This window comes from Noviherbaspirillum sp. ST9 (assembly GCF_048799745.1).
Classification (GTDB): domain Bacteria; phylum Pseudomonadota; class Gammaproteobacteria; order Burkholderiales; family Burkholderiaceae_D; genus Noviherbaspirillum.
This window is the reverse complement of sequence record NZ_JBLWFR010000005.1, coordinates 344229-364128: the sequence shown is the minus strand read 5'-3', so window position 1 is coordinate 364128 and position 19900 is coordinate 344229. Positions and strand designations below refer to the sequence as shown.

18 protein-coding genes are annotated in these 19900 nt (G+C 59.8%); 8 read left to right on the top strand and 10 right to left on the bottom strand.

The window, feature by feature from the left end; all coding sequences use genetic code 11:
- The 7 genes from mobH to ACNOHI_RS13630 form a co-directional block, all read right to left on the bottom strand.
- The gene (gene mobH / locus ACNOHI_RS13660; protein ID WP_420475220.1) at nucleotides 1-1839 is read right to left on the bottom strand and encodes a MobH family relaxase; all 1839 of its coding nucleotides are present in this window, start codon (nucleotides 1837-1839) and stop codon (nucleotides 1-3) included.
- A gap of 20 nt (nucleotides 1840-1859) precedes the next feature.
- A complete protein-coding gene (locus ACNOHI_RS13655; protein WP_420475219.1) occupies nucleotides 1860-2483 on the bottom strand; it encodes a FlhC family transcriptional regulator in 624 nt (207 codons plus the stop codon).
- Between the two features lie 10 nt (nucleotides 2484-2493).
- Nucleotides 2494-2805: a hypothetical protein gene (locus ACNOHI_RS13650; protein WP_420475218.1), complete on the bottom strand. Its 312-nt coding sequence runs from the start codon at nucleotides 2803-2805 to the stop codon at nucleotides 2494-2496.
- Between the two features lie 359 nt (nucleotides 2806-3164).
- Nucleotides 3165-4229, bottom strand: a complete 1065-nt coding sequence (locus ACNOHI_RS13645) for a DUF932 domain-containing protein (protein ID WP_420475217.1) — start codon at nucleotides 4227-4229, stop codon at nucleotides 3165-3167.
- A 255-nt stretch (nucleotides 4230-4484) separates the two neighbouring features.
- Nucleotides 4485-5501, bottom strand: coding sequence for a DUF7146 domain-containing protein (locus ACNOHI_RS13640; RefSeq protein WP_420475216.1), 1017 nt, complete (start codon nucleotides 5499-5501; stop codon nucleotides 4485-4487).
- Between the two features lie 70 nt (nucleotides 5502-5571).
- Nucleotides 5572-5889, bottom strand: coding sequence for a hypothetical protein (locus tag ACNOHI_RS13635; RefSeq protein WP_420475215.1), 318 nt, complete (start codon nucleotides 5887-5889; stop codon nucleotides 5572-5574).
- 72 nt (nucleotides 5890-5961) lie between these two features.
- Nucleotides 5962-6540 (bottom strand): hypothetical protein, encoded by a 579-nt coding sequence (locus ACNOHI_RS13630; protein ID WP_420475214.1) that lies wholly within the window; start codon nucleotides 6538-6540, stop codon nucleotides 5962-5964.
- A 470-nt stretch (nucleotides 6541-7010) separates the two neighbouring features.
- Between ACNOHI_RS13630 and ACNOHI_RS13625 the strand changes: the two genes are divergently transcribed.
- The 4 genes from ACNOHI_RS13625 (at nucleotide 7011) to ACNOHI_RS13610 (ending at nucleotide 10655) form a co-directional block, all read left to right on the top strand.
- A complete protein-coding gene (locus tag ACNOHI_RS13625; RefSeq protein ID WP_420475213.1) occupies nucleotides 7011-7787 on the top strand; it encodes a DUF1845 domain-containing protein in 777 nt (258 codons plus the stop codon).
- 761 nt (nucleotides 7788-8548) lie between these two features.
- A complete protein-coding gene (locus ACNOHI_RS13620; protein ID WP_420475212.1) occupies nucleotides 8549-9466 on the top strand; it encodes a tyrosine-type recombinase/integrase in 918 nt (305 codons plus the stop codon).
- Nucleotides 9467-9514: 48 nt separating this feature from the next.
- Nucleotides 9515-10357 carry a DUF1173 family protein gene (locus ACNOHI_RS13615; RefSeq protein WP_420475211.1) on the top strand — a complete coding sequence of 281 codons (843 nt, stop codon included), beginning with the start codon at nucleotides 9515-9517 and terminating at the stop codon, nucleotides 10355-10357.
- The gene (locus tag ACNOHI_RS13610) at nucleotides 10317-10655 is read left to right on the top strand and encodes an ATP-binding protein (protein WP_420475210.1); all 339 of its coding nucleotides are present in this window, start codon (nucleotides 10317-10319) and stop codon (nucleotides 10653-10655) included. Before ACNOHI_RS13615 ends, ACNOHI_RS13610 begins: the two co-directional genes overlap by 41 nt.
- Before the next feature lie 127 nt (nucleotides 10656-10782).
- Here ACNOHI_RS13610 and ACNOHI_RS13605 read toward each other — a convergent pair whose 3' ends face one another.
- Nucleotides 10783-11097 (bottom strand): DUF4148 domain-containing protein, encoded by a 315-nt coding sequence (locus ACNOHI_RS13605; protein ID WP_420475209.1) that lies wholly within the window; start codon nucleotides 11095-11097, stop codon nucleotides 10783-10785.
- Between the two features lie 403 nt (nucleotides 11098-11500).
- Between ACNOHI_RS13605 and ACNOHI_RS13600 the strand changes: the two genes are divergently transcribed.
- The 4 genes from ACNOHI_RS13600 to ACNOHI_RS13585 all read left to right on the top strand — a co-directional run bounded on the left by ACNOHI_RS13600 (nucleotide 11501) and on the right by ACNOHI_RS13585 (nucleotide 17682).
- Nucleotides 11501-12277 (top strand): DUF6602 domain-containing protein, encoded by a 777-nt coding sequence (locus ACNOHI_RS13600; RefSeq protein ID WP_420475208.1) that lies wholly within the window; start codon nucleotides 11501-11503, stop codon nucleotides 12275-12277.
- A 119-nt stretch (nucleotides 12278-12396) separates the two neighbouring features.
- Nucleotides 12397-13806, top strand: a complete 1410-nt coding sequence (locus ACNOHI_RS13595) for a hypothetical protein (RefSeq protein ID WP_420475207.1) — start codon at nucleotides 12397-12399, stop codon at nucleotides 13804-13806.
- A gap of 52 nt (nucleotides 13807-13858) precedes the next feature.
- Nucleotides 13859-15133, top strand: coding sequence for a metallophosphoesterase family protein (locus ACNOHI_RS13590; protein ID WP_420475206.1), 1275 nt, complete (start codon nucleotides 13859-13861; stop codon nucleotides 15131-15133).
- A gap of 86 nt (nucleotides 15134-15219) precedes the next feature.
- Entirely contained in the window at nucleotides 15220-17682 is a 2463-nt protein-coding gene (locus ACNOHI_RS13585) for a DNA repair protein (protein WP_420475205.1), read from the top strand.
- 480 nt (nucleotides 17683-18162) lie between these two features.
- Here the strand turns inward: ACNOHI_RS13585 and ACNOHI_RS13580 are convergent, their stop codons facing one another.
- Both ACNOHI_RS13580 and radC read right to left on the bottom strand, forming a co-directional pair.
- Nucleotides 18163-18603: a hypothetical protein gene (locus ACNOHI_RS13580; RefSeq protein WP_420475204.1), complete on the bottom strand. Its 441-nt coding sequence runs from the start codon at nucleotides 18601-18603 to the stop codon at nucleotides 18163-18165.
- Nucleotides 18604-18979: 376 nt separating this feature from the next.
- Nucleotides 18980-19564: a RadC family protein gene (radC, locus tag ACNOHI_RS13575; RefSeq protein ID WP_420475203.1), complete on the bottom strand. Its 585-nt coding sequence runs from the start codon at nucleotides 19562-19564 to the stop codon at nucleotides 18980-18982.
- Nucleotides 19565-19900: the final 336 nt, after the last annotated feature.

The following is a 19900-nucleotide window of genomic DNA, read 5'->3' as shown; positions in this document are numbered from 1 at the left end:
TCAATGCCTACCGGTGTCCGCTGTGATGCAACTGGCGGGGTCAAGGCCGGCGATGAAGCGGGGACTGAGTAGCACGCCGACCTGTTGTTGCCCGCCAAAGTCCTGTGTCACGGTGGGTGTTCGCGATTCCGCAGGCTGAACCAGCATCTTGACCTCCAGAAGCGCGCGCAGGGCCAGCGACGGTTCGACGTTGCGTCGCTCGAATTCGGTCAACGGAATGAAGAGGCCGGATGCAACAGGGCAGGCGGCAATCGCTGCACCATCGTGATTGAGCGTATCGACAATCTGTACCAGCGCATCGCGCACCACGGGGTTCAGGCGCATCGGCGCGTCGAGCTTGATTGCCATCGTCACCAGTGCGAGCTGGGCCGGTAACGTGTCAATGGCGGTAGGGGGGCGCGCCGCAATGTTGTCAGCATGGTGCGGCAGCGCAGCAGCGTCTTGAGCGCGCCCATCTGTTTCCATTGGTAACGAAAGCTGCATGGACGAATCGGACGGTTGCGCAGCGCATCCCGCCGTGGCAGCCGGCGGGGGCGCTGCCGCGCACGCGCGACAGAGCGCTATCGCGAGCGGTTGGGGCGTCGGCTCGATCCCGGCGAACAGGATCGCCGAGGACGACAGCTTGACGGCATCAAGTACCGCCTTGGCTTCTGGCGGAAGGATGGGCCAGGTGGGCTGGGAGGCATCCTTCGCCTCGAACACGCCGGCCGCTAGCAAAATCTCCAGCATCGTTTCAGGCGCCTTGGGAATGCCCGGCAACTGGTCGGATTCCAGAAGTTGACGGATGTCGGCTGCCGCGTTCGGCCAAATGATGAATAAGCCGTCGCTGCCAAACCAGACGCGCGAACGCTCGGCATTCGGACGCCAGGCGGCGTCGCTGCTGACCAGGCGGCGCAGCGCGTCGACCAGATAGCGTTCCAGATGCGACCCGAGCTGCGGCGTACCGTAGCGATCTGCACTGGCTTGCATATAACGGTCGATAACGAGTGCGGCAGAGCGGCGCACCAGGTCGTCCAGAATATTGTGCTCGCGGTAGAGCGGCATGCCGGAAATACTGGCCAGCATATGCGGCACGATGACGGCGTTGTCGGCGGCAAGCGCCTGAAGCATCTCGCTCGGAATGACGTGCGGCAGGGCGAACAGACCCAGGGTGCGGGTTTCATGCACATTGGGTCGCCACTTCAGAAAATAGCGCGCGACCTGATGCCGGGCAAGCCAGCTGGACAACGGCAGCAGGTAGGGCTGCCATTCGTCGCCATGCTCGTTGGTGACGATGACGTGGCACAGGGTACGGTGGATTTCGGCACACAGCCCGGCAATGAAGGTGGCCAGCCGCCAGCGCGGTTCCAGATGGCGCCGCGTGGTGATCGTGGCGCGACCGGAAAAAATATGGCCGTCCGTGCCCTGCAGGCTGAAGAAGGCGATCTCCAGGCCCATGCGCAACAGTCCGCCGGGTGTATTGAAATAGTTGTCCGGCGTGGCGGGAAGCAGATGGACGAATTCGGCATAACGGCGGATCAGGCGTAGCGGTTCCTGTTCGAAGCGTGTGCGATCCATGCCATAGCACACTTTGATGCGGTCGATCAGGTCTTGATGCGCGTTGAGCACCTCCTCGATGGCCCGTGCCGGAATGCCTGGGTCAACCGGCGGATAGACGTTCTCCGGCGTGCGGCCATGCGCTGACTGGCGCGGGCCGGCATCGGTGACGGGCGGCCGCCGCGTGCGTTGCAGGCCGAGGCTACCCAAGAGGAAATCGAGGCTGCGCATAGGTTCAACGGCTCGTGATCGGTGGTCGATTGTTGCGCTCGGCGCCATGTTCGTCCAATCGGAAGCAGCCATGGGCAAGTGCCTTTTCGGCATTAGTCACGGAACATGAATTTCGCCAAGGTCATCGCGCTGAGTTGAAGCGCCGTGACGTCGGCGACCGTGTGGGCCGGAAAACACGTCTGTATGCGCGGATCGCGCCGGTAGCGCATGAGCAGTTTGCAAAAAGGGCATTCGTGATTCGTCGCCGGGGCCGCGCCGATCGCGGTCATGTACTGGCTGCTGCAGACCGGACACGTCACCAGCGAGAAGCTTGGCGTTAGAACCGTCCACAGTCCATCCAGATGGGATGCCAAGTCAAACGCCCGATCGAAATGGATGCGCGGCTGATGGCAGCACACCGTCCGGTAATGCCGGTAGCCCGCCACCAGCGCCTCGGCGGGACCGAAGCCAAGCTCCCGAATACGCCGGTAGATCGAGGCGAAGATCGACGCTTCCGTTCGATTGAGCAGATTGGCGCTGTGATACCAGTCCGGCGAATCGGGCGCCCGGCCGCGTTGCGCCACGGTGCAGTCGGTAAAGAACAAGTGCGTGAGCTGCCCATGCGGCAGGCCGGTCATATAACCGACGGTGCGCAGGCGCGCGCCGAGCGCGACGCATTCCTTGGCCAGCGCCAGCGCATGGATATGGCGCTCGGCATGGCTGAGATTGGGTGCCATGGCGGTCCTCTCAGCGCGACGTGACCAATGTGCTTGTGGTCTTGTGCGGCGGATGCACCGAGGTCATCACGCCGGCAAGCGGTGCCGGCAGGGCAAGGAGCGAGACGATATCCTGTCGCGGCAAGAACAGGCATTCTTGCCCCACGTTGAGCACGACGACGAGGATCTGATCGATCGACAGCGTGCCGATGACGTGCGCCTGATCGGCCGATAGGCCAAATTTGCAGCAAGCGGCAATCCGGTCGTGCTGCACGCTGTCGCGAATGGCAAACAATGCGGACAAATTAAGAAGCTGTACTTCGGAAAATTGAACATTGCTCATAATGTCTCCTCACAGTAAGTCGCACAGGGCAAACAAGATGCACACACCGGACCTGCCACCGATGACGACGACGGCAGAACGTTACCGTATCGATGGTTTCCGGCGATTTTTGACTGCATGTATTCATGGTAGAAGTGTGGCCGAATAAGCAATTGGTTATAACCAGACACCGACCAAGTGCCACTGGCAAATCTTCCCGTATCGGATGGTATTTTCAGGAAACGCGAACTCTCGCCGGCAGGAAATACCAATGTGTTTCTGCTCATCAAAAAAAGACCATCCCGACAGGGATGGTCCTTAAAGAGGCGGGCTGCCGCCAGAGTCGGCTGCTGCGTCGCACAGGTCCGCTGTGCTTTTTCTTAGATCGCTTCAGCCAGTCCGCGCCACTCGCTGGCAGGCAATTCAATCAGTTTGCCTCCCAGCACTTCAAACTCCGTCGCCCGGTCGTAATCGTCGACTTCTTGCGAGTAATGGGTGACGGCATTGACCAGTCCGTAACCCGATAGATCGCCTTCAACAATTAGGTGCCGTAACACGCCGGCGCGCTCTACTTCGTTGAGTGCGTAGCGGTTGGCAAGCACTTCAACCGTCTTGACCGGGTCGCCGGTGAGGGCGATACCGAGTGTCTTTTTCAGCTTTTCGGCGACCTGCGCGAAGTTGGTTTCCGAGACCGCCGCCTGCACCACGTCGCGCACCTTCAGAAAGAACGCCTTGTCGTCCGCCGCCAGCGTATCGTCGCGGAAGACGGTGATGGTTTCTTCGTCCGATGACAGCAAGCGCCCGACATGCGTCTTGCGCAAACCGCGATCCGAGGCGATCAAGCCGTTGCTGCACACCAGCCGGTAGATCAACGGCTGCACCGACAGTGTGCCGTGGCCCACTTCCGAATTCATGATCACGATCCCGGCCTGCACCACATCGCCCGGTGCCATCTCGGCCTGCACGCGGGGCGTGACGGCCTTGATGTACATGCGGGACTCGGTTAACTCGACCGACTCGAACCGTACCTCCGGTAGCTGCTGCAGGATCGGCAGCACGTTTTCGGCTAGATCGATATTGTCCAGGCGCCGATAGCGGTCGGACAGGACGGCACGCACCTTGCCGTCGAGCGTGCGGATCATGCGGCGGTCACGTTCGGTCTGCAGCCAGGTATTGACGTTGCGGTCAAGCAGGCCGGGTTGTTCCGTTCGCATGCGTTCGAAGTACGCAAACGGAATCTTCAGCTTGTCGGCCAGCTGGCGGCGCGCCAGGCTGGTGAAGTCGTACTTGCCGACACCGCTGTCTTCTTCAATGACCAGCTTGCAGCTGCCGACGTCATCGGTTTGGCAGCACATCAAGGACGAAGGCACGATCATGTCCTTCTTGGTAGCGAGCTGGCGCTCCAGTTCGTACGCCAGATTAACGAGAGAACGTCCGGTTTTCATGGGAATGCTCCAAAAAAAAGCGGGGACGGCATGACCCCAAGGCGGGATGTGCGTCCCCGCAGGGGTCAATGACTGGCCCGGCAATGCCGGGCCGGCTAGGCGCGAAGGTAATCGCGCGGTGAGGAAAGGGCTGTCTTCGACGCGTGCAGAGCGCGCGTCCTGGGTTGACAGCGACCAGTGGAAGACCTTTTCGCCGGCGCTTTGGTAAAGACGCCGCAGAAAAAGCGGGTGTGGTCGGATGCCACACCCGGAGCGCTATGCCGCCGTACGCAGGTGTTCACTGCGCGAGCGCCAGACATCGGCCCAGTCACAACCCGCCTGCCGCGGCACAAACACCTCGACCTGTCGGGCGCCGGTTTTGTGCTGCGCCTTCTTCAGTCGCCGCGCCAGCGCAAAGGCGCAAGCCTGTCCGTCGTAATCTGCATTTGCGTCGTTGTCGGCATAGATACAGATACGGCGCACCGTGTCCGGCAGCCACAGCTTTTCCACATTGCCCGCATTCAGTGCTGCCCATACCGGCTTGCCGGTAGCAAGGTGAATGGCCAGCGCGGTTTCGATGCCTTCCGCAATCGCCAATTCGTCGGTGGCCTCCACCAGCCTGACTGCGGCACCGTTGATGCCGGACGACAGCACTTTCTTGGCGGCACGCTGCTGCACCTTGTGGCCGTTATCCAGATACGTGCGATGCAGCGTGACCAGGTGGCCGTCGCCGCCCTGGATACACGCCAGCATGGCGGGATATTCGGCCACTTTGCGAGAGTTGCCCGCCGCCGTCTTTTCGTAATAACCGAGCGCGGGATGGCACCGCAACGCGTCGGGATAGTCAACCAGCGCCAAGCCGCGCTGACGCAGATAACGATCGACGTCATCGCCGCGCGTCACGGGCCGTGCCTCCTGCCATATCCGCATTGCCAGTTTCTGCATGCGGCCGGCGGTCGTTTCTGTCGATCGGACGCGGGCGTCGGTTGGCATGGGTGTCATGCTGCCGACATATTCCTCAAGACACTGCAACACCGTCATGAAATCCCAGCCCTGTACGCCTTGCAGCAGCTTGAGGCCGCCACCTGGACCACAGCCGCGGCAATGGTAGTTGCCTTCGCCATATTTATCGGTGTACTGGAATCGGTCGTGTCCGCCGCACAGCGGGCAAGGCTGGTTGCGCTTGTTAAGGATCTTTTCGTCAACGCCGAGTGAACGCAGCAAATCAGTCCAGCGGCCATGCGCGCGCCGTTTGATGTCGGCGACGCGCGTTTCGAATGTCTGTGCTTGCATGGGAGTGCTCCAAGAATGCAGGCGGAACACTGCCCCCGGCGGGACGGGTCCCGCCGGGGATTGAACGAAGTCAACGTTGGCGGTTGACTGGTGATGTGAATAACTGTCCCGCCTGCAGCGCTTCGCCCAGACTGTGCTGCTGAAACTCACTTGCGAGCAGCGTGAGCGTGCAAATTGGCTTGTCTTCCTGATCGAGGCGCTGGATCTGGTAGCGATCCGGATGCCACTGGACGAGATAGGCGAGACGGTCGGCACTGGCAATGAGAAACTTGCGCCCGAGCCGGCCTGTGATGACCTCGCTTTCCTTGACCAGGTATTCAATGTCTTCGGTGGCATGCACGGCGACCATCTGGCCAAGCGGTTGGCGGTGGTATGTTGCGGTCAGCATGACGACCTCCTTAGAATGCGACCCCAGCGGGATCGCGCGGATAAATAATGCGGTTCGGACAGGCGACATCCGTTATAGGAACAGGTCGCCTTGCACCGACCGTTTCTTGATTTGCTCGTTGAGCCACTGTGGGTTTTTCGCCAATTGGCGGTCGACCCAGTCGGGGTGATGAAGAACGGCAGCGCGCACCCAAGCCGGATAACGCTGGAGCGTTGCGTTTATCCAGGTCCTGACCTGGACACGGATCGCATCGCGCATCTCCTCGGCATCGACCAGTCCGACGTAGGGCACCGGCGACAAGGGGCTGCAACCGACGACCTTCAGGCAATTGACGAACGAGAACGGCTGGCTGTCTTTCTCGCGCTCGGTAAAAATCCAGCGCAGGGTGTCGAACTTGGCTTCGAGCGGCGTTTCCGGATCACTCAGATCGCGCACGTCCTTCAACAAACGCCAGTGCAGGAACACGATGTCTTCTTCGTCCCATTCGACGTGCGATTCGTCGTCGAACGCGGCAAGCGGATCGCTGCTCGCGGCAGTCGTTCGGACCGGCGGCAACGAGGACGGTTGATCTACTTCAGTGACTGTCTTTCCGTACCAAACTTCGGGTACGGCAGTGGATTGCATGGGGTACGAACTTGCGTTCAGCATCATTACCTCCAGAGATGAAATGGAGGCAATCCACGCCACAAGCAGGGGAGATGCCCCCGCAGGGTGGAACGACCGGTTGAACACCGGTGCTATGGGACTGGCTTGACGACACGCGGACTAAAGCCGCTTGACCGGTGTGCCAGCGACCGATCGGAGAAGACTTTCGGCGCGAGAGGCGTATCTCGCTGCGAAAGCATTCTTCGACCATCGCGCTGGACGACGCGCGGCGACTGCCGAGGGCACATCTGCAGATGACGATGCGTTGGACTCTAGGGCTTGCCTGATGCTTGTTGCAGGGCTAGCTGCTGCATGAGGTCAAGTTAGGTGGCCGCGTGACCGAAGTCAATGCCGTATCGGCGTGAATCCCGGACTGGTGCCGAAATGGCGCTCGCCTGCGTCCGTTTTCTGGTGGCGGCTGCGGCGACAGCATCCGAAGATGGGGCTCAGGCATGGATAACCGATGGAGTAGCGACATGACAGAGTCCCAAATCGTCAGAACGGATGAAGGTGCGGTCAATGCGCGTATCCTTGCCAAGGAGGTCAGGGCTGATTTCAGGCGCATCGAAGCGGCGAGCGTGAAAATGATGACGCGTTTATCGAGTGCCGAAGCGAAGCGGCAGTTCGTTCGCTATTTCAACACCTTGCAACTCAATGCCCATTTCGTCTCGGTTATCGCCCGCACCAAGCTGCAAGCCGACGAGATCGCGCGTGTCGAAGACCTGTTGCGAGAACAACTGGTGGCGGTGGCCGACGAACTGAACCAGGGAATCGATGGCGCAGAAGCCTTGTTCAAGGCGCACGGCATTACTCGCATTGCGACCTACGATACGCTGCCGCTCGAACTGGAAGTGGGCATCATCTCGTCAAGCGGGCGGCGCTATTTCGAAATCCTGAACAAGCTGGATCAATTGATGCCGATGCTGCAAACGCTGGAGGTTCACGAAGTGATCACGGCGGCGGAGGCGGACAGGCAGCGCGCCGGTTTCAAGCGTGCGATCCGTCGTCTGGCGGTGAGTGCACGCAACTTGGCGAGCGGATTGCGGCGGCGTATGAATGCGCTTGACGCCTTGAAGTCCCAGCGTGAGCGCTCGATGGCTGTGCGAGACAACAACGCGGCAGAAGGAAGTGGGGAACCAGCCGTCATCGCCGCCGGCATGGATCCGGATGGCGGCAATGGCGGACCGTCGGCCAGGTTCCCTGCCGCTTCCACGTCAAGCCAATCTGCTGCTGGAGTGAGCGACGACGCGTAGCGGAACTAACCTGTGCCAGTTTCGATGAAACAGTCTGGGCTCCGGATGTGGTTTCGTCTGGTGTGATGGGTTTGATATTTGGTCATGGCGAAAAATGCCGTCCGCTGACGGTTCCTTTCTCGAAACGCCTTTCTGCGAATACTGCAGGTATTGACCAGTATCCTGCCCTCAAATTTGTCTAAAGCCTGCGCTTGACCGCCTTGCTGCGGTACGCGTGACGTGCCGCTTTGCTACTCAAAGCAGGCATCGCTGTGCAGGATGCTTCGTTGCTCCGTGTAGGAGCGTCTGTGCACGGGGCGCAGGGGCCTGACTGGGGATTGGTCGTTACGTGGCTTGACCCACATTTCCGGTGCGGTTGGCTATCAATGCGTTGTCGCGCTGTTCGTGCAAATGCAAATATGCATTAGAGAAACAACTCCAATGACGTCGCACTCCCATATACATGGGGTTTTATCCGACAATAAATAATGTTAATATTTTTGCAATTATTGATCGGTATCAGAAGTGAAGTGTCCCAGACGTTGACGAAACGCAAGCGGAACGCGGAAGTGGTGAACGAGCTGCTTCTACTGAACCTCTTGATTCACGTGCTACGTCTGTGCGCCGTCGGTTAGAAGGCAGCGCCAGATTGGATCGGCGCGACACCGTCGGATGCAGTCACTGATGCCGAAAACACTGTATTTAGAAATGGATTTTGCATAGCACGTAAGGGGTCAACACGCGAACATTGGGGCGTGCCGTCTGATAGGTGCTCGCCCAATATGGAACAAGACTCCGCTTTAATTTCAATTGCGATGCTCAAGGCCGTCATCGCCGGCAACACCTACGATACCGTCGCCGCCGAGCATGGCGTCACCCGCACTGCGGTCGAGCGTCGCATCAAGGCGTTAGCCCTGAAGCTATCCAGGGAAGTCGGCATCGATGGGTTGAATGAAGACGGGCTGGCATTTGTCCAGCGCCTGAGAAATCGCCAGGCCGCCATTCATGCGGCACTGGAAAGATACACGCCGAATGTCGCCCCTGAAAAGCGGGTCGGACGGATACTGACCGACCACGATATCGCGGTTCTGGTGCAAAGGACCAAGGCGCGCAGCCCGTGTCCGCATCGGGATGTGGCGCTGCTGTATGTCCTGTTCAGCACCGGCGCACGCCCGCTGGAAATCGCCCGGCTGGAAGTGCGCGATTATCTGAATCAGGACGGCTGCGCACGCGAGATGTCCGTTATGCGCGAGGACGTCGCCGTCAATCACAAGGCCAGGCCGCTGTTTTTCGTCAGCACCAAGACACAAGAGGCGCTCGACCGCTATTTGACCGAGCGCGGACATAAGCATAACGCCATGGTGAAGCCATCCCATTTTCGCGGCTTGGCACCGCACGATCGTCTGTTCCTGACCGAGTCGGGCGAACCGTTCGAGATCGTGAGCTACGGGGAGAGCGGACAACAGCGCTTTCTGTGCAGGGGCATCCTGGACGCCTACCGCAAGATATTCCGCCGTACCGGCATTGAAGGCGTATCGGCGCTCAACGTGCGGCGAACGGTCGCCGCGCGGCTGTTCGAGCGTGGCGCCTCGGAAGACCAGATTGGCGAGGTGTTGGGCATCAGCGAGATGAAGGCGGTCCGGGAGCTGCTACCCAAGAGCCGCCAACCGCTGCAGGCGGTCATGCGCGAGCTGGTGTGAGAACAGCTATTAGCGAAACCGTCTTTGCACGGGAGGGCATGGGAGTCTATGATGGAAGAACAGCATTTTTTCATCAAAGGCGTGAGTTACTCGGCAGATGATGCCCGCTTGCAGGACGCACTCGCGCGAATTTACGCGACGCCCGAACGTCCGCGTTGCATGTGTAGTCGCGGCGGCGTCGAGATGTACGTTGCCAAACATCGGCAGTATGTGGTCAAGCGCATGCCGGGAACCGGCGACACGCATCATCCGTCCTGCGCTTCCTACGAGCCGGCGTATGGCCAGTCCGGGTTGGGAGAGTTGATCGGCGATGCCGTGATCGAGCGTTCGCCCGAACTGATCGAATTGCGGGTGGACTTTCCTCTGGCACGGATACCAGGAAAGACCGTTCCGCGAGGAGAGCCCGTGCCGCCTGCCGACATCAGCGCCGGTCGACGCCGCATGAGCTTGCGCGCGGTCATGAACTTTCTGTTCGAGCGCGCCGGATTCAACCGCTGGACGCCGGCGATGGAAGGCAAGCGCACACAAGGGGTGATCCATAAATATCTGCTGGAGGCAGCGGCGGAAATCGAAATGAAGGGCGCGCGGCTATCGGATCGATTGTATGTGCCGGAGCCATTCAGCGCAGAGCGCAAGGCCGCGATTGCCGAGCGGCGACGCAACAAGCTTGCCATTGTATTGGCGCCCGAGGATGCCACGCAATTCAAGATGGCATTGGTGCTCGGCGAATTCAAGGAGGCGGAGAGCGTCGCATTAGGACGAAAAGTATGGCTCAGGCACATGCCCGATGCACCGCTGTTCATCGGCCGAAGAGGCGGATGTCGGGCTGGTAGTGAATGCGAGCGGCAGCGTGCATGCGGACGCGGCGCTGTTTCGGCGTGCCGTCAATAACCTGGTGGCCAATGCCGTTCGCCACGCAGTCAAGGGTTCGACGGTCCGGCTAACCGCTAGACAGGAACAAGAAGTCGTCGAAGTCAGTGTGGTGAATGAAGGCGTCACGATCGATCCTGCGCATATTCCTCGCCTGTTTGACCGTTTCTATCGTGCGGACAAATCACGCAGCGACTCGTCGTCAGCCACCGGGCTGGGACTCTCCATCGTCCAATCCATCATGCAGCTGCATGATGGTCGTACCGAGGTCGATAGTGCCGCGGGCGTGACAACGTTTCGCCTGCAGTTTCCGCGTTAGGTTTCCGCGTTAGGGCTTGGCCAATGACCGTGCCCGACATCGGATGACATGAACAGGGTGACCGGCATGGCTTCCCGCCAGATTTCGCACGAGAAGCCGTCCCGTTCAAGCATCGGGAGGGACACCATCATCCGCCGATATAGTCGATATTGCGTTGCGTGTTCCTGGCCGCTTCGACGGCTTGTGCGCGCACCGTTTCACGTGACAGCGTGCTCTTTGTGGCTGGAGTTCGCGGATAGGACGTGTCTCCACCGACCGACACCAGGCCTTGCGCACGCGCTTCATTGAGTTCGGCAATCACTTGCGCCCGAGATTTCGTTGAAACGATGTGTTCTTCCCAGTTGTCGCCACGATCGCCGAGCCATTTGTCGCTGGCGATACCCGATGAACTGACGGTGAAGAGAAGCGCAGTGACGACGAAGGCAAGTTTGCTTGATTTCATGATGTGTTCCTTAAGGACGGTTGGAAGGCAATGGACCTGCAGTGATTAATCGCTGATCCATGGCCTGCAGTCTAGGAGCGGAGCACAAACGCTAACCTGACAGCTGGATTACAAATACTTCAGAAACTAAACCATGGCGGCCTTGCTACACAAGACGGGGAAATCTTAAGCGTTAAAGAGTTGATGCAAATATGCTTTACACACAGACTTGACGGAAGACAGACCGACGTTGGCATCATTATGGTCCGGACCATGCGCATCCGGATCTCAGCAAGGCGATAAAGCGTCCCGCTGAGGAAGCCGAGTCGCGTTGGCGAAGGTAATGGCACCAAGTTGATTGCGGGCTTTGACGGTCCACGGATGACGGTCCAGGACGGCAGGACAACACTTCAAGGAGGAACTGATGACGACAAACACATCTATGAAAAAGACAACAAATCGCCAGGTATCGGGCGGCGACTCTGGCGTGCCAAACGCCAGCACGGTAAATCTCTTCCGTCGAAAACTGGAAAGTATTCACTCGAACCTGATGGAAAGCCATCGCGATTCAAGCGGGTACAGTTCACCCATCGTTGGCGCTGAACGCGAAGCCGTGAACAAGAAACTGCTCAGCGTGATTTTGCCTCCGGGATATCGGGTAGGGAGTGGCTCGATTACCGATGCGGAAGGCAGGGAGACAGGGCAAATTGATGCGGTCATTGAACAGCCGTTTTCTTTGAGCTTTCCGGTCGTGAGCGATACAAACCGCCTCTATCTGGCCGACACGGTAGGCGCTGCGTTCGAAATTAAGTCTAACCTCGATGTTCAGGGAAAGGATGCACTCAACAAGATCCGGGAGATTCGTAGGCTGCGACAGCATCACATTGCGGATGGCATGGTTATCAAGTATGACCGGCATATGATCCCGTCATTTATCATTGGGTTTAAAGGGCCGAAGACAATCGAATCTCTCGAAGAAAAGTTTATTGATCCCTTAGACGCCCTTGCCCCGAACGGCGTATTTGTTATCGAGAGCGCTCTTTTTTATGGTCGCGCTGCCGGTGGCGACTGGTTCATGGCGCAAGGAAAGGCAGAATCCGTCCTCGGCTTTCTCTCCTGTGTAATCGAATCGATGCGCTTTGGTGCGCAAACCAAGCCGGACGTATTCCGATATGCAAGTCTCTTAAAAGGCGCGGTGTGATGGAAGTCATTGTCCGCAAGCATCGGCTGGAGAAGGCTGAAAAAGCGAAGGCTTGAAGTAGCGGATTCGTCGGAGATCCTGGCAATGCGAACTACATCGCATTGCATAGGAGCCTCAGCATGAAACACGCAATAGTCACACTCAGTGAATCGCAACCGGCGATTGCCACCCTCCTCGGGCAAGGCAAGTCGCGCATCCCCACCGGCGGGAAAATCCGAGCCGGCATCAAAGTCCTGACCAAGCGAGCCGCGGAGCATCCCGTCGCGCAGGAAATTTATGCGCGTGGCGTGGCGGGCGGCCAGTCGTTCGACGACATCGAGCGCGCCATCAGCCAGGCCCTTCCGGAACTGAAATCCCCACTGGTTCCCAAAAACGTGCCGTGGTTCTCGGTGCGACCAAACGACTTTCCGAATCCGGAACTCGCCAGCCAGATCGTCAATGCCTACGGCGAGGACCGCGGCGACGGCGCCAGGCGTCTGTACCGCTTCCCGGTGGTGTTTCCGGCGGATGCGTGGCAAGCGGTGATGCCGCATGAACTGGTGACGTGGGGCGCGAACGAAAGACGCTTCTGGAGCGAATACGCGGCGGACGGTCGGGTGCGCTACTGCAAATGCTATGCACCGGTGCCGATGGACCACCAGGGCAAGCGCGCGATTCGGGTCTTTGGCGGACGCAAGACGATGTTGCGCGACCAGAATGGCGGGACTTGCAATCCGGAGAATTGCCACGAGTTTCAGACCAGGCAGTGCAATCTGTCGGGCCGCTTCATCTTCTTCATCCCCGGCATCCCGTCGATTGACGCGTTCGAGCTGCACACGAATAGCTTCTATGCGATGAGTCGTGCGATCGAGCGCTTCGAAACCTTGGCGTTCCTGCGCGGCGGCCGTATCTCCGGTTTTTTGGATCACCGGCGCACGCCGTTCTACCTGACCAAGAAGCTGCGTGAAGTCGCCCACATCGACGACACCGGCCGCGCGGTGCGCGCTGCGCAGTGGATCATTGAACTCGAAGCGCCGATCGACGTGACCTCGTTACTGCAGGCGCAGGACGACGATGACGCAGCTGCCCAAGCCGACGAAGCCGCGCAACGACTGGAGTACCGGGAAGACGACGCAGCGCCGGTAACCCATCGAACAGGCGCCATTGTCGCCACGGCGCCAGCGTCGTGGAGCATGCGCCCTGAGAACACCGGACAGCACGAAGCGGAAGCCGATACGCGAACCAACGGCAACGACGACCAGCCGATCGCCGCGACAGCCAAGCCATCGTTTACCGACAGACAGCGCGATGCCACATCACTGCGGAATAGCGCGCCGAGCGCGGCGCAAGTGATTGCCGCGGCCGGCGAGTTCGGAATCGCTGCCGAGCGCTACGAAGCGTACGCCAACTGTCATTGGGGGCCGGGCTGGCTGCTCAACGCGAATGGACGGCGCCGTGCATTGGACGAGGTCGAGCGGTACCGCAACGATCCCGACGGCTTCGTCGACAAGGTCGATGCGGCACTCAGAGCCCATCAGCCCCGTGCTTGAACAGTGATCAATGTCAGCGATGCTGGCATCACGACCCATGAAAGGACAGACCATGGCAGACACGATTTGCGGGGCGCATTTTTCAGATATCCATTACGCGGCAGCGACGCTGGATGAAGTGGGCCGCTGCTTCACGTTCGCGGTGGATGCCGCGATTGAACGCGGTGTCGATTTTGCGGTGATCTCGGGCGACTCGACGGATCATGCACTCGATATCCACGCGCCGGCCGTCACGGCACTGGCGCAGAACATCCGGCGGCTGGCGGACCACTGCCCGGTGCTGATGTTGCAGGGGACGTTTTCCCACGAACCGCCGGGCACATTGAACGTATTCCGCCTATTGGGTGGACGATACCCGGTGCATGTGGCCGACCGACTGCAGCAGGTGGCGCTGCGGCGGGACGGCACCTGGAGTGCGTCGGACGGCTGGCGATTCGACCATATACCGGACGGCGCACGCGCGCTGTTTTCTTGCGTGCCGGTCGTGAACAAGGCGGTCGTGGCCGCTGCGGTCGGCGCCGCCGATGCGGCGCGTGCGGTGGGTGAACAGCTGGCGCTGCTGCTGCGCGGCTTTTCCGTCGTCAATGAAGATGCGCGCAGGCAGGGCATTGCCACGGTCGGCGTGTCGCACGGCACTGTTTACGGGTGCCTGACGGAACATGACGTACCGATGGCCGGCTTCGACCATGAATTTACGACAGGATCGTTGTTTGGCGCCGGGGCGACGGCGTTCATGCTCGGCCATATCCACAAGCACCAGGCATGGACCGGCAACGGCAGAGTGATCGCGTACGCCGGGTCGATCGGCCGACTGCATCATGGCGAGCAGGGTGACAAGGGCTTCCTGCTGTGGGAAATCGGCGCCGAGGCGGCGCGATACGCATTGGTGGCGACACCGGCCCGGCGCACCATCGATATCCTGTTCGACGGCCTGCCGGATATGCAACAGTTGCGGCAGATTGTGCGCGAGACCGACGTCGGCGGCGCGTTCGTGCGGGTGCGCTGGACGATGCCGGAAGAGGATGCCGAGGCCATCGACCGCGCGGCGATCGAGCGACTGTTTGCCGGTGCGGCACAAGTTAGACTGGCCGGTCGCGTGATTCCGGTGGTGCGCACGCGTGCGGCCGGGATTTCCTCTCTGGCAGACATGGCGGCAAAGGTGCGTGCCTGGGCCAATGTGATCGACGCGCAGGCGGAGCCGTTGTTGGCTTGTCTGGAGAAGTTGCATAGGCAAGCCCCGGAAGAGATTGCCGGCGCGATCCTCGCACAATCGTTCCCCGCCGATCCCGCGCCGCTCGCCACCCGGGACACAGTCGAACAGTGCTAGCGTCGGCTTGCACGGCGCACCGCCCACGGAATACTGGTGCTGTGGACCGGTGGCGAACGGTCCGAACCGATCGAAGGAGATATCGCATGAAACCGATTTCGTTGACGCTGAAAGGATTTCGCGGCATTCGGGATGGATTGGGGCGCGACGCATTGCACCTCGATTTCGAGCAATTGGCTGGCGATGCGCAACTGATCGCGTTCGTCGGCAGGAACGGACGCGGCAAGACGACCGTGATGGATAACATGACGCCCTATCCGCTGATGCCGTCCCGCGCCGGCACCGAGTCGCTGGGTGGCTTTGCCTATTACGAGCATGTTTATCTTCCGGAGAGCATCAAGGATCTGGTCTGGGAGCATGCGGGCAAGCGCTACCGCTCCCAGGTCGTGATCCGGCTCAACAGCAAGAGGCGGACGGAAGCCTATCTGCATGTGCGGGACGCGTGCGGATGGCTGCCGGTCACGCTGCCGGACGGCACGGTATCGGATGGCAAGCTGGACACGTACCTGCGCTGCGTCGAGGCACTTCTGGGCAGCGCCCAGACCTTCTTCACGTCGGTGTTTTCCTCGCAGGGGAGGCGCCAGCTGTCCACGTACCGGAATGCGGAAATCAAGATGCTGCTGGCCGACTTGCTTGGCCTGGACGACATTCGCGCGTTGGGCGCGAAGGCAGCGGAAACGGCCAAGTTGTTACGCGCCGGGCTAACGCCTCTGCGTCAGGAACGCATGATGCTGCAGGCGGAGCAAGAACAGATCGCCAGCGAGATCGCGCAGTTCGGCAACACGATGCAACGGCTGGCGACCGCGCAGGCACAAAAAACGTTACGTCAGAACACGCTGGACGCGATGAAGGGTGCATTGGCGCAGTTATTGGCCAACAAGGAGGCGGCGATGCAGACTGAGGCGCGGCGCTCCCAACTTGAAGATGAGCGACGGTCGATGAGTGCGTCCGGTCGCGACACGCTTGCCTCCCTGGATAGCCAGGATCAGCGAGAGGCCGAGCGACTGGCCGCGTTGGACAGGCGCATTGCACTGCGGGTCGCGGCGTTGGCACAGAAGCGTACTGACCTGGTGGCGCAGAGAAACAAGCTGGATGCTGTTATCCGGCAGGGCGGCAATATCGAGCGAGCGGCGGCCCGCCTGCCGCTTGTGGAAGAAGTCGCGGCGGCGCGGGAGACCCGTGTGCAGGCGCTGCGCCGCGACCGGGACCAGCGCAACACGCTGCTCGCCGACGAACTGCTGGTGCGGGAAAGGATCGCTTCCATTGAACGCGAAGCCGGGCAGGCCGCGCTGAAAGCGCAAGAACTCGCGCGGCGCTTCGGGCTGACCGCCGAGGTGCCGTGTGCTGGCACCGATTTGCAGGGGCAATGCAAGCTGCTGGGGGACGCCCATGCGGCGAGAAGCCTCATGCCGCGCGCAGAGCTGCAGGTGGCACGGCTGGAGGGCGAGCGCAGGGCGCTGGTCGCGCATCTCGTCGACAATCAACGGCAAGCAGCGCATTTGTCTGGTGTACAGGACGGATTGACAATGGCCGAGCGCAAGCTGCGACGCACGGCGTCGCTGGTATCGGCACTGGCTATCTTGGCCGCCAGACGCGGAGAGCTGCAACAGGCAAGGGATGCAATCGACGCGGTTGAGCTGCAGATCCGGGAATTGGCGGCAGCGGCACATGGCGAAACCGATGAAGAAAAGGCGGAACGCACCGCGGTATCCGAGGCGAGACGGGACATCGCGGCGCAGCGCGCGGCACAGTCGCAACGGCAGCGGGACGTGTTGAATCGCGTCGAGGCCGCGCTTTCGGCCATGCCGCCCGTGTTCGACGCGTCACAACTCCCCCGGGCGCAGGAGGCGGTAGCGCGGGCGCAGCAGGCTGTCGCCGAGGCCGAGTCGGCATTCCTGACTGCCATGCGCGACCGGCGACAGGAAGAGGCGGCGGTCGGGCGCCAAGCGCTCATTGCGCAAAAGGTCGCCCACATGGAGGCGCGCTGCGCCGGGATCGAGGCGGCGCTGGGCACATGGACTTTGTTCGCGAAGTGCCTGAGCAACGATGGCTTGATTGCGCTGTCGATCGATGATGCCGGGCCGACGCTGTCGGGATTGGCCAACGATCTGCTTTTGGCATGCTACGGTCCGCGCTTCACGGTGTCGATCAAGACGCTGGTCGAGATCGGCACCGGCGAGACGCGGGAAGGCTTCGACATCATCGTGCATGACGCGGATTCGGGTGTTGCCAAGAGCGTGACGCTGATGAGCGGCGGCGAGCGGGTATGGATCAACGAATGCCTGACCCGCGCGATCGCCTTGTACCTGGCGCAAAACGCCGGCCGACGCTATAACACGTTGTTTTCGGACGAAGCCGATGGCCCGCTGGATGCCGAGCGCAAGCGGATGTTCATCGCGATGAAGCGGGAAGTGCTGCGTATCGGCCGCTATGGGCGCGAGTATTTTGTGTCGCAAACGCCGGAATTGACGGCGATGGCCGATGCGGTGATTGATTTGGAAAAACTGGCCGCTGGCGGAGAAATGCCCGTGCCGCACTGCGCAAACTGAGAACGGTGCCTCGTTCGACTATTCCGGGCCACCAATCCCGTTTTCAAGGCAAATGTTCTACGGTAACGGCATCATGAAGTTACCCACATTTATTGTGACTAACACTGTGGATAACTCGTCTTGCCGTTCTGCATGTATATGTTCTACAAGGAAATTGTTGCGCTGATGAAAATCAAAGCACATGGAAACGATCATTGTGCTGCACGCGCTAAATTCTACTTTTCTGGACATAAACTCCACCACCAAGAAGAATAGCCTCGGCTTTGCCGGTAGATGGAATGTGAACGGCATCGAATGCAGCGCTAACTGACGAAATATGTCGACTGACGTCGCTGCCTATCTATCGATGACCTATATGTCCACAAGGCAAGATGATGTAATCTTTTAATTTGCGCATGTTCATGCGTCGCCTCTCCCATAAACATGGGAGGGCGTATCGACTTCTCTTGGAGTTGGGTGTCTGCGAAAGACGAAACCGGACTAAAAGGGGAAGCCGAAAAGCTGCGCAAAAATTCGGATGTCCGGGAAGCGACGTACAAGGGCGATGCACGCTACAACCTTGTCATTGAAGGCAAGAAAAAAGCCGGCGAAGCGATGACCATGTTGAGCATCCTGAATGTCAAAACCGACAAGTATGGCGTCATGACTATCGCGTCGAGTGAACTCACAGAGAAAGGAAAGAAGGACCTGTAACAGCTTGGCATCACCATCGAAGGTACGCTGGATGTAAAACCGCCCAAGAATGCGGAAATCAATTCCCATAACGCGACCTCTACGCCGAGCTTCTTCGGCATGTTCGGCACCTACTCTTGGAAAATCGGGCGCATCGACCAGCGACCGCTGATCAAGGTACGACTCAAGCAGTAGGCCTTGTGATAAATAGCGCTTGATTTGCGTTGTCGGGATTTCCCAGAAACGCAAGCATCGTCATTGCGTGCAATAAACCCGCGAAAGGCATTGCCTAACGCGGGTTTATTGTTGCTGGAACGGCGATTTACTACGAGGTACTTATCGTTTCGTGGAACGTTCTGTCTGTCTCGGCAATACAGCCGATGGGGTTCTCTGGACTTTGGAACGACGCATGTGATGGAAATCGATGCCGCAATCGCGGCAACGGAACCATGCCAATCGACCAAGACGGCCGAGCGATCGACCGAAGCCCGGGCAGGCAGAACAACGCGGTACCTTCATTTCACCAACTCCTTTCGGATAACGAACGGTATGGCGCTGCCACCTCAAGGGGCATGCCCTCGGGATCAAAAATGCTCGGCTCTGGATGCAATGCCGGTCAGTCAAACTACAAAAGACCTTGTTCGGCGAAGGAAACAGTGCTGTCCCCGGCAACGATGAAATGATCGATGACCCGCACATCCACCATCGCTAGCGAGGAGGCAAGCTGGGTCGTCAAGGCACGGTCGGCAGCACTGGGCTCAGGATGACCGCTCGGATGGTTGTGTGCCAGGATCACTGAAGCCGCATTGCGCGCAAGCGCGGACTTCACCACTTCACGCGGATAGACGCTGGTATGGGTGAGCGTCCCCCTGAAGATTTCTTCATCCTGGATCAGGTGGTTTTGCACATCGAGATACAAGACGAGAAAGACTTCGTGCTCAAGCCCGGCACAGCGCAATTTGAGCCAGGCGCGGACCGCGTCGGGCGAACTCAAGACGGGACCGGATTGCATCTGCGCGACCAAGTCGCGCAGGAGGATCTCGCGAGCCACGGCAAGCTTGTGTTTGACAAGTGCATCGCAGGGGGCAAGCGTCGCTGAACCGTTGGATGAAAGGTATGCCGCCGAAGCATCTGAGACAGCCGCCGGATGAGGCGGGGCGAGTAGTTCACAGATGAGTTTGGCGCGCGACAAGACTGAGAGTTTACTCATGGCGTTCTCCAATAAAAAAGCGGGAACGCCGCGCCCGAGGGGAACGAGGTTCCCGCACGGGATGCACGCGTGGCGCGTGCGTAGCTAGATAGGCAGGTAACGACTGCGACGTCTGACCTAGGTCAGAACCTCCGGATGGAGGGGGGCGATCGATAGATCGAGAATGCAGTTTCAGTGTCGCATCCGCCACAGCGTGTCGCAACCATCCACGGAGCTTGCCGTGTCAATGCCCCGCTGTGGCGGTCCTATTTCGGTGGCGGTTACATCGATGGAACGAAAACGGCGGGGTTGAGAGCCGGGACGCCGTTGAGACCATGTTCTTACGCCTGACGAAGG

Bases quoted from the DNA above. Each gene is read 5' to 3' on its own strand.
- ACNOHI_RS13620 (WP_420475212.1), top strand. From the start codon at position 8,549: ATGGAACAAGACTCCGCTTTAATTTCAATTGCGATGCTCAAGGCCGTC.
- mobH (WP_420475220.1), bottom strand. From the start codon at position 1,839: ATGGCTGCTTCCGATTGGACGAACATGGCGCCGAGCGCAACAATCGAC.
- radC (WP_420475203.1), bottom strand. From the start codon at position 19,564: ATGAGTAAACTCTCAGTCTTGTCGCGCGCCAAACTCATCTGTGAACTA.
- ACNOHI_RS13640 (WP_420475216.1), bottom strand. From the start codon at position 5,501: ATGCAAGCACAGACATTCGAAACGCGCGTCGCCGACATCAAACGGCGC.
- ACNOHI_RS13630 (WP_420475214.1), bottom strand. From the start codon at position 6,540: ATGATGCTGAACGCAAGTTCGTACCCCATGCAATCCACTGCCGTACCC.
- ACNOHI_RS13585 (WP_420475205.1), top strand. From the start codon at position 15,220: ATGAAACCGATTTCGTTGACGCTGAAAGGATTTCGCGGCATTCGGGAT.
- ACNOHI_RS13590 (WP_420475206.1), top strand. From the start codon at position 13,859: ATGGCAGACACGATTTGCGGGGCGCATTTTTCAGATATCCATTACGCG.
- ACNOHI_RS13650 (WP_420475218.1), bottom strand. From the start codon at position 2,805: ATGAGCAATGTTCAATTTTCCGAAGTACAGCTTCTTAATTTGTCCGCA.
- ACNOHI_RS13645 (WP_420475217.1), bottom strand. From the start codon at position 4,229: ATGAAAACCGGACGTTCTCTCGTTAATCTGGCGTACGAACTGGAGCGC.
- ACNOHI_RS13600 (WP_420475208.1), top strand. From the start codon at position 11,501: ATGACGACAAACACATCTATGAAAAAGACAACAAATCGCCAGGTATCG.
- ACNOHI_RS13595 (WP_420475207.1), top strand. From the start codon at position 12,397: ATGAAACACGCAATAGTCACACTCAGTGAATCGCAACCGGCGATTGCC.
- ACNOHI_RS13615 (WP_420475211.1), top strand. From the start codon at position 9,515: ATGATGGAAGAACAGCATTTTTTCATCAAAGGCGTGAGTTACTCGGCA.
- ACNOHI_RS13605 (WP_420475209.1), bottom strand. From the start codon at position 11,097: ATGAAATCAAGCAAACTTGCCTTCGTCGTCACTGCGCTTCTCTTCACC.
- ACNOHI_RS13655 (WP_420475219.1), bottom strand. From the start codon at position 2,483: ATGGCACCCAATCTCAGCCATGCCGAGCGCCATATCCATGCGCTGGCG.
- ACNOHI_RS13625 (WP_420475213.1), top strand. From the start codon at position 7,011: ATGACAGAGTCCCAAATCGTCAGAACGGATGAAGGTGCGGTCAATGCG.
- ACNOHI_RS13635 (WP_420475215.1), bottom strand. From the start codon at position 5,889: ATGCTGACCGCAACATACCACCGCCAACCGCTTGGCCAGATGGTCGCC.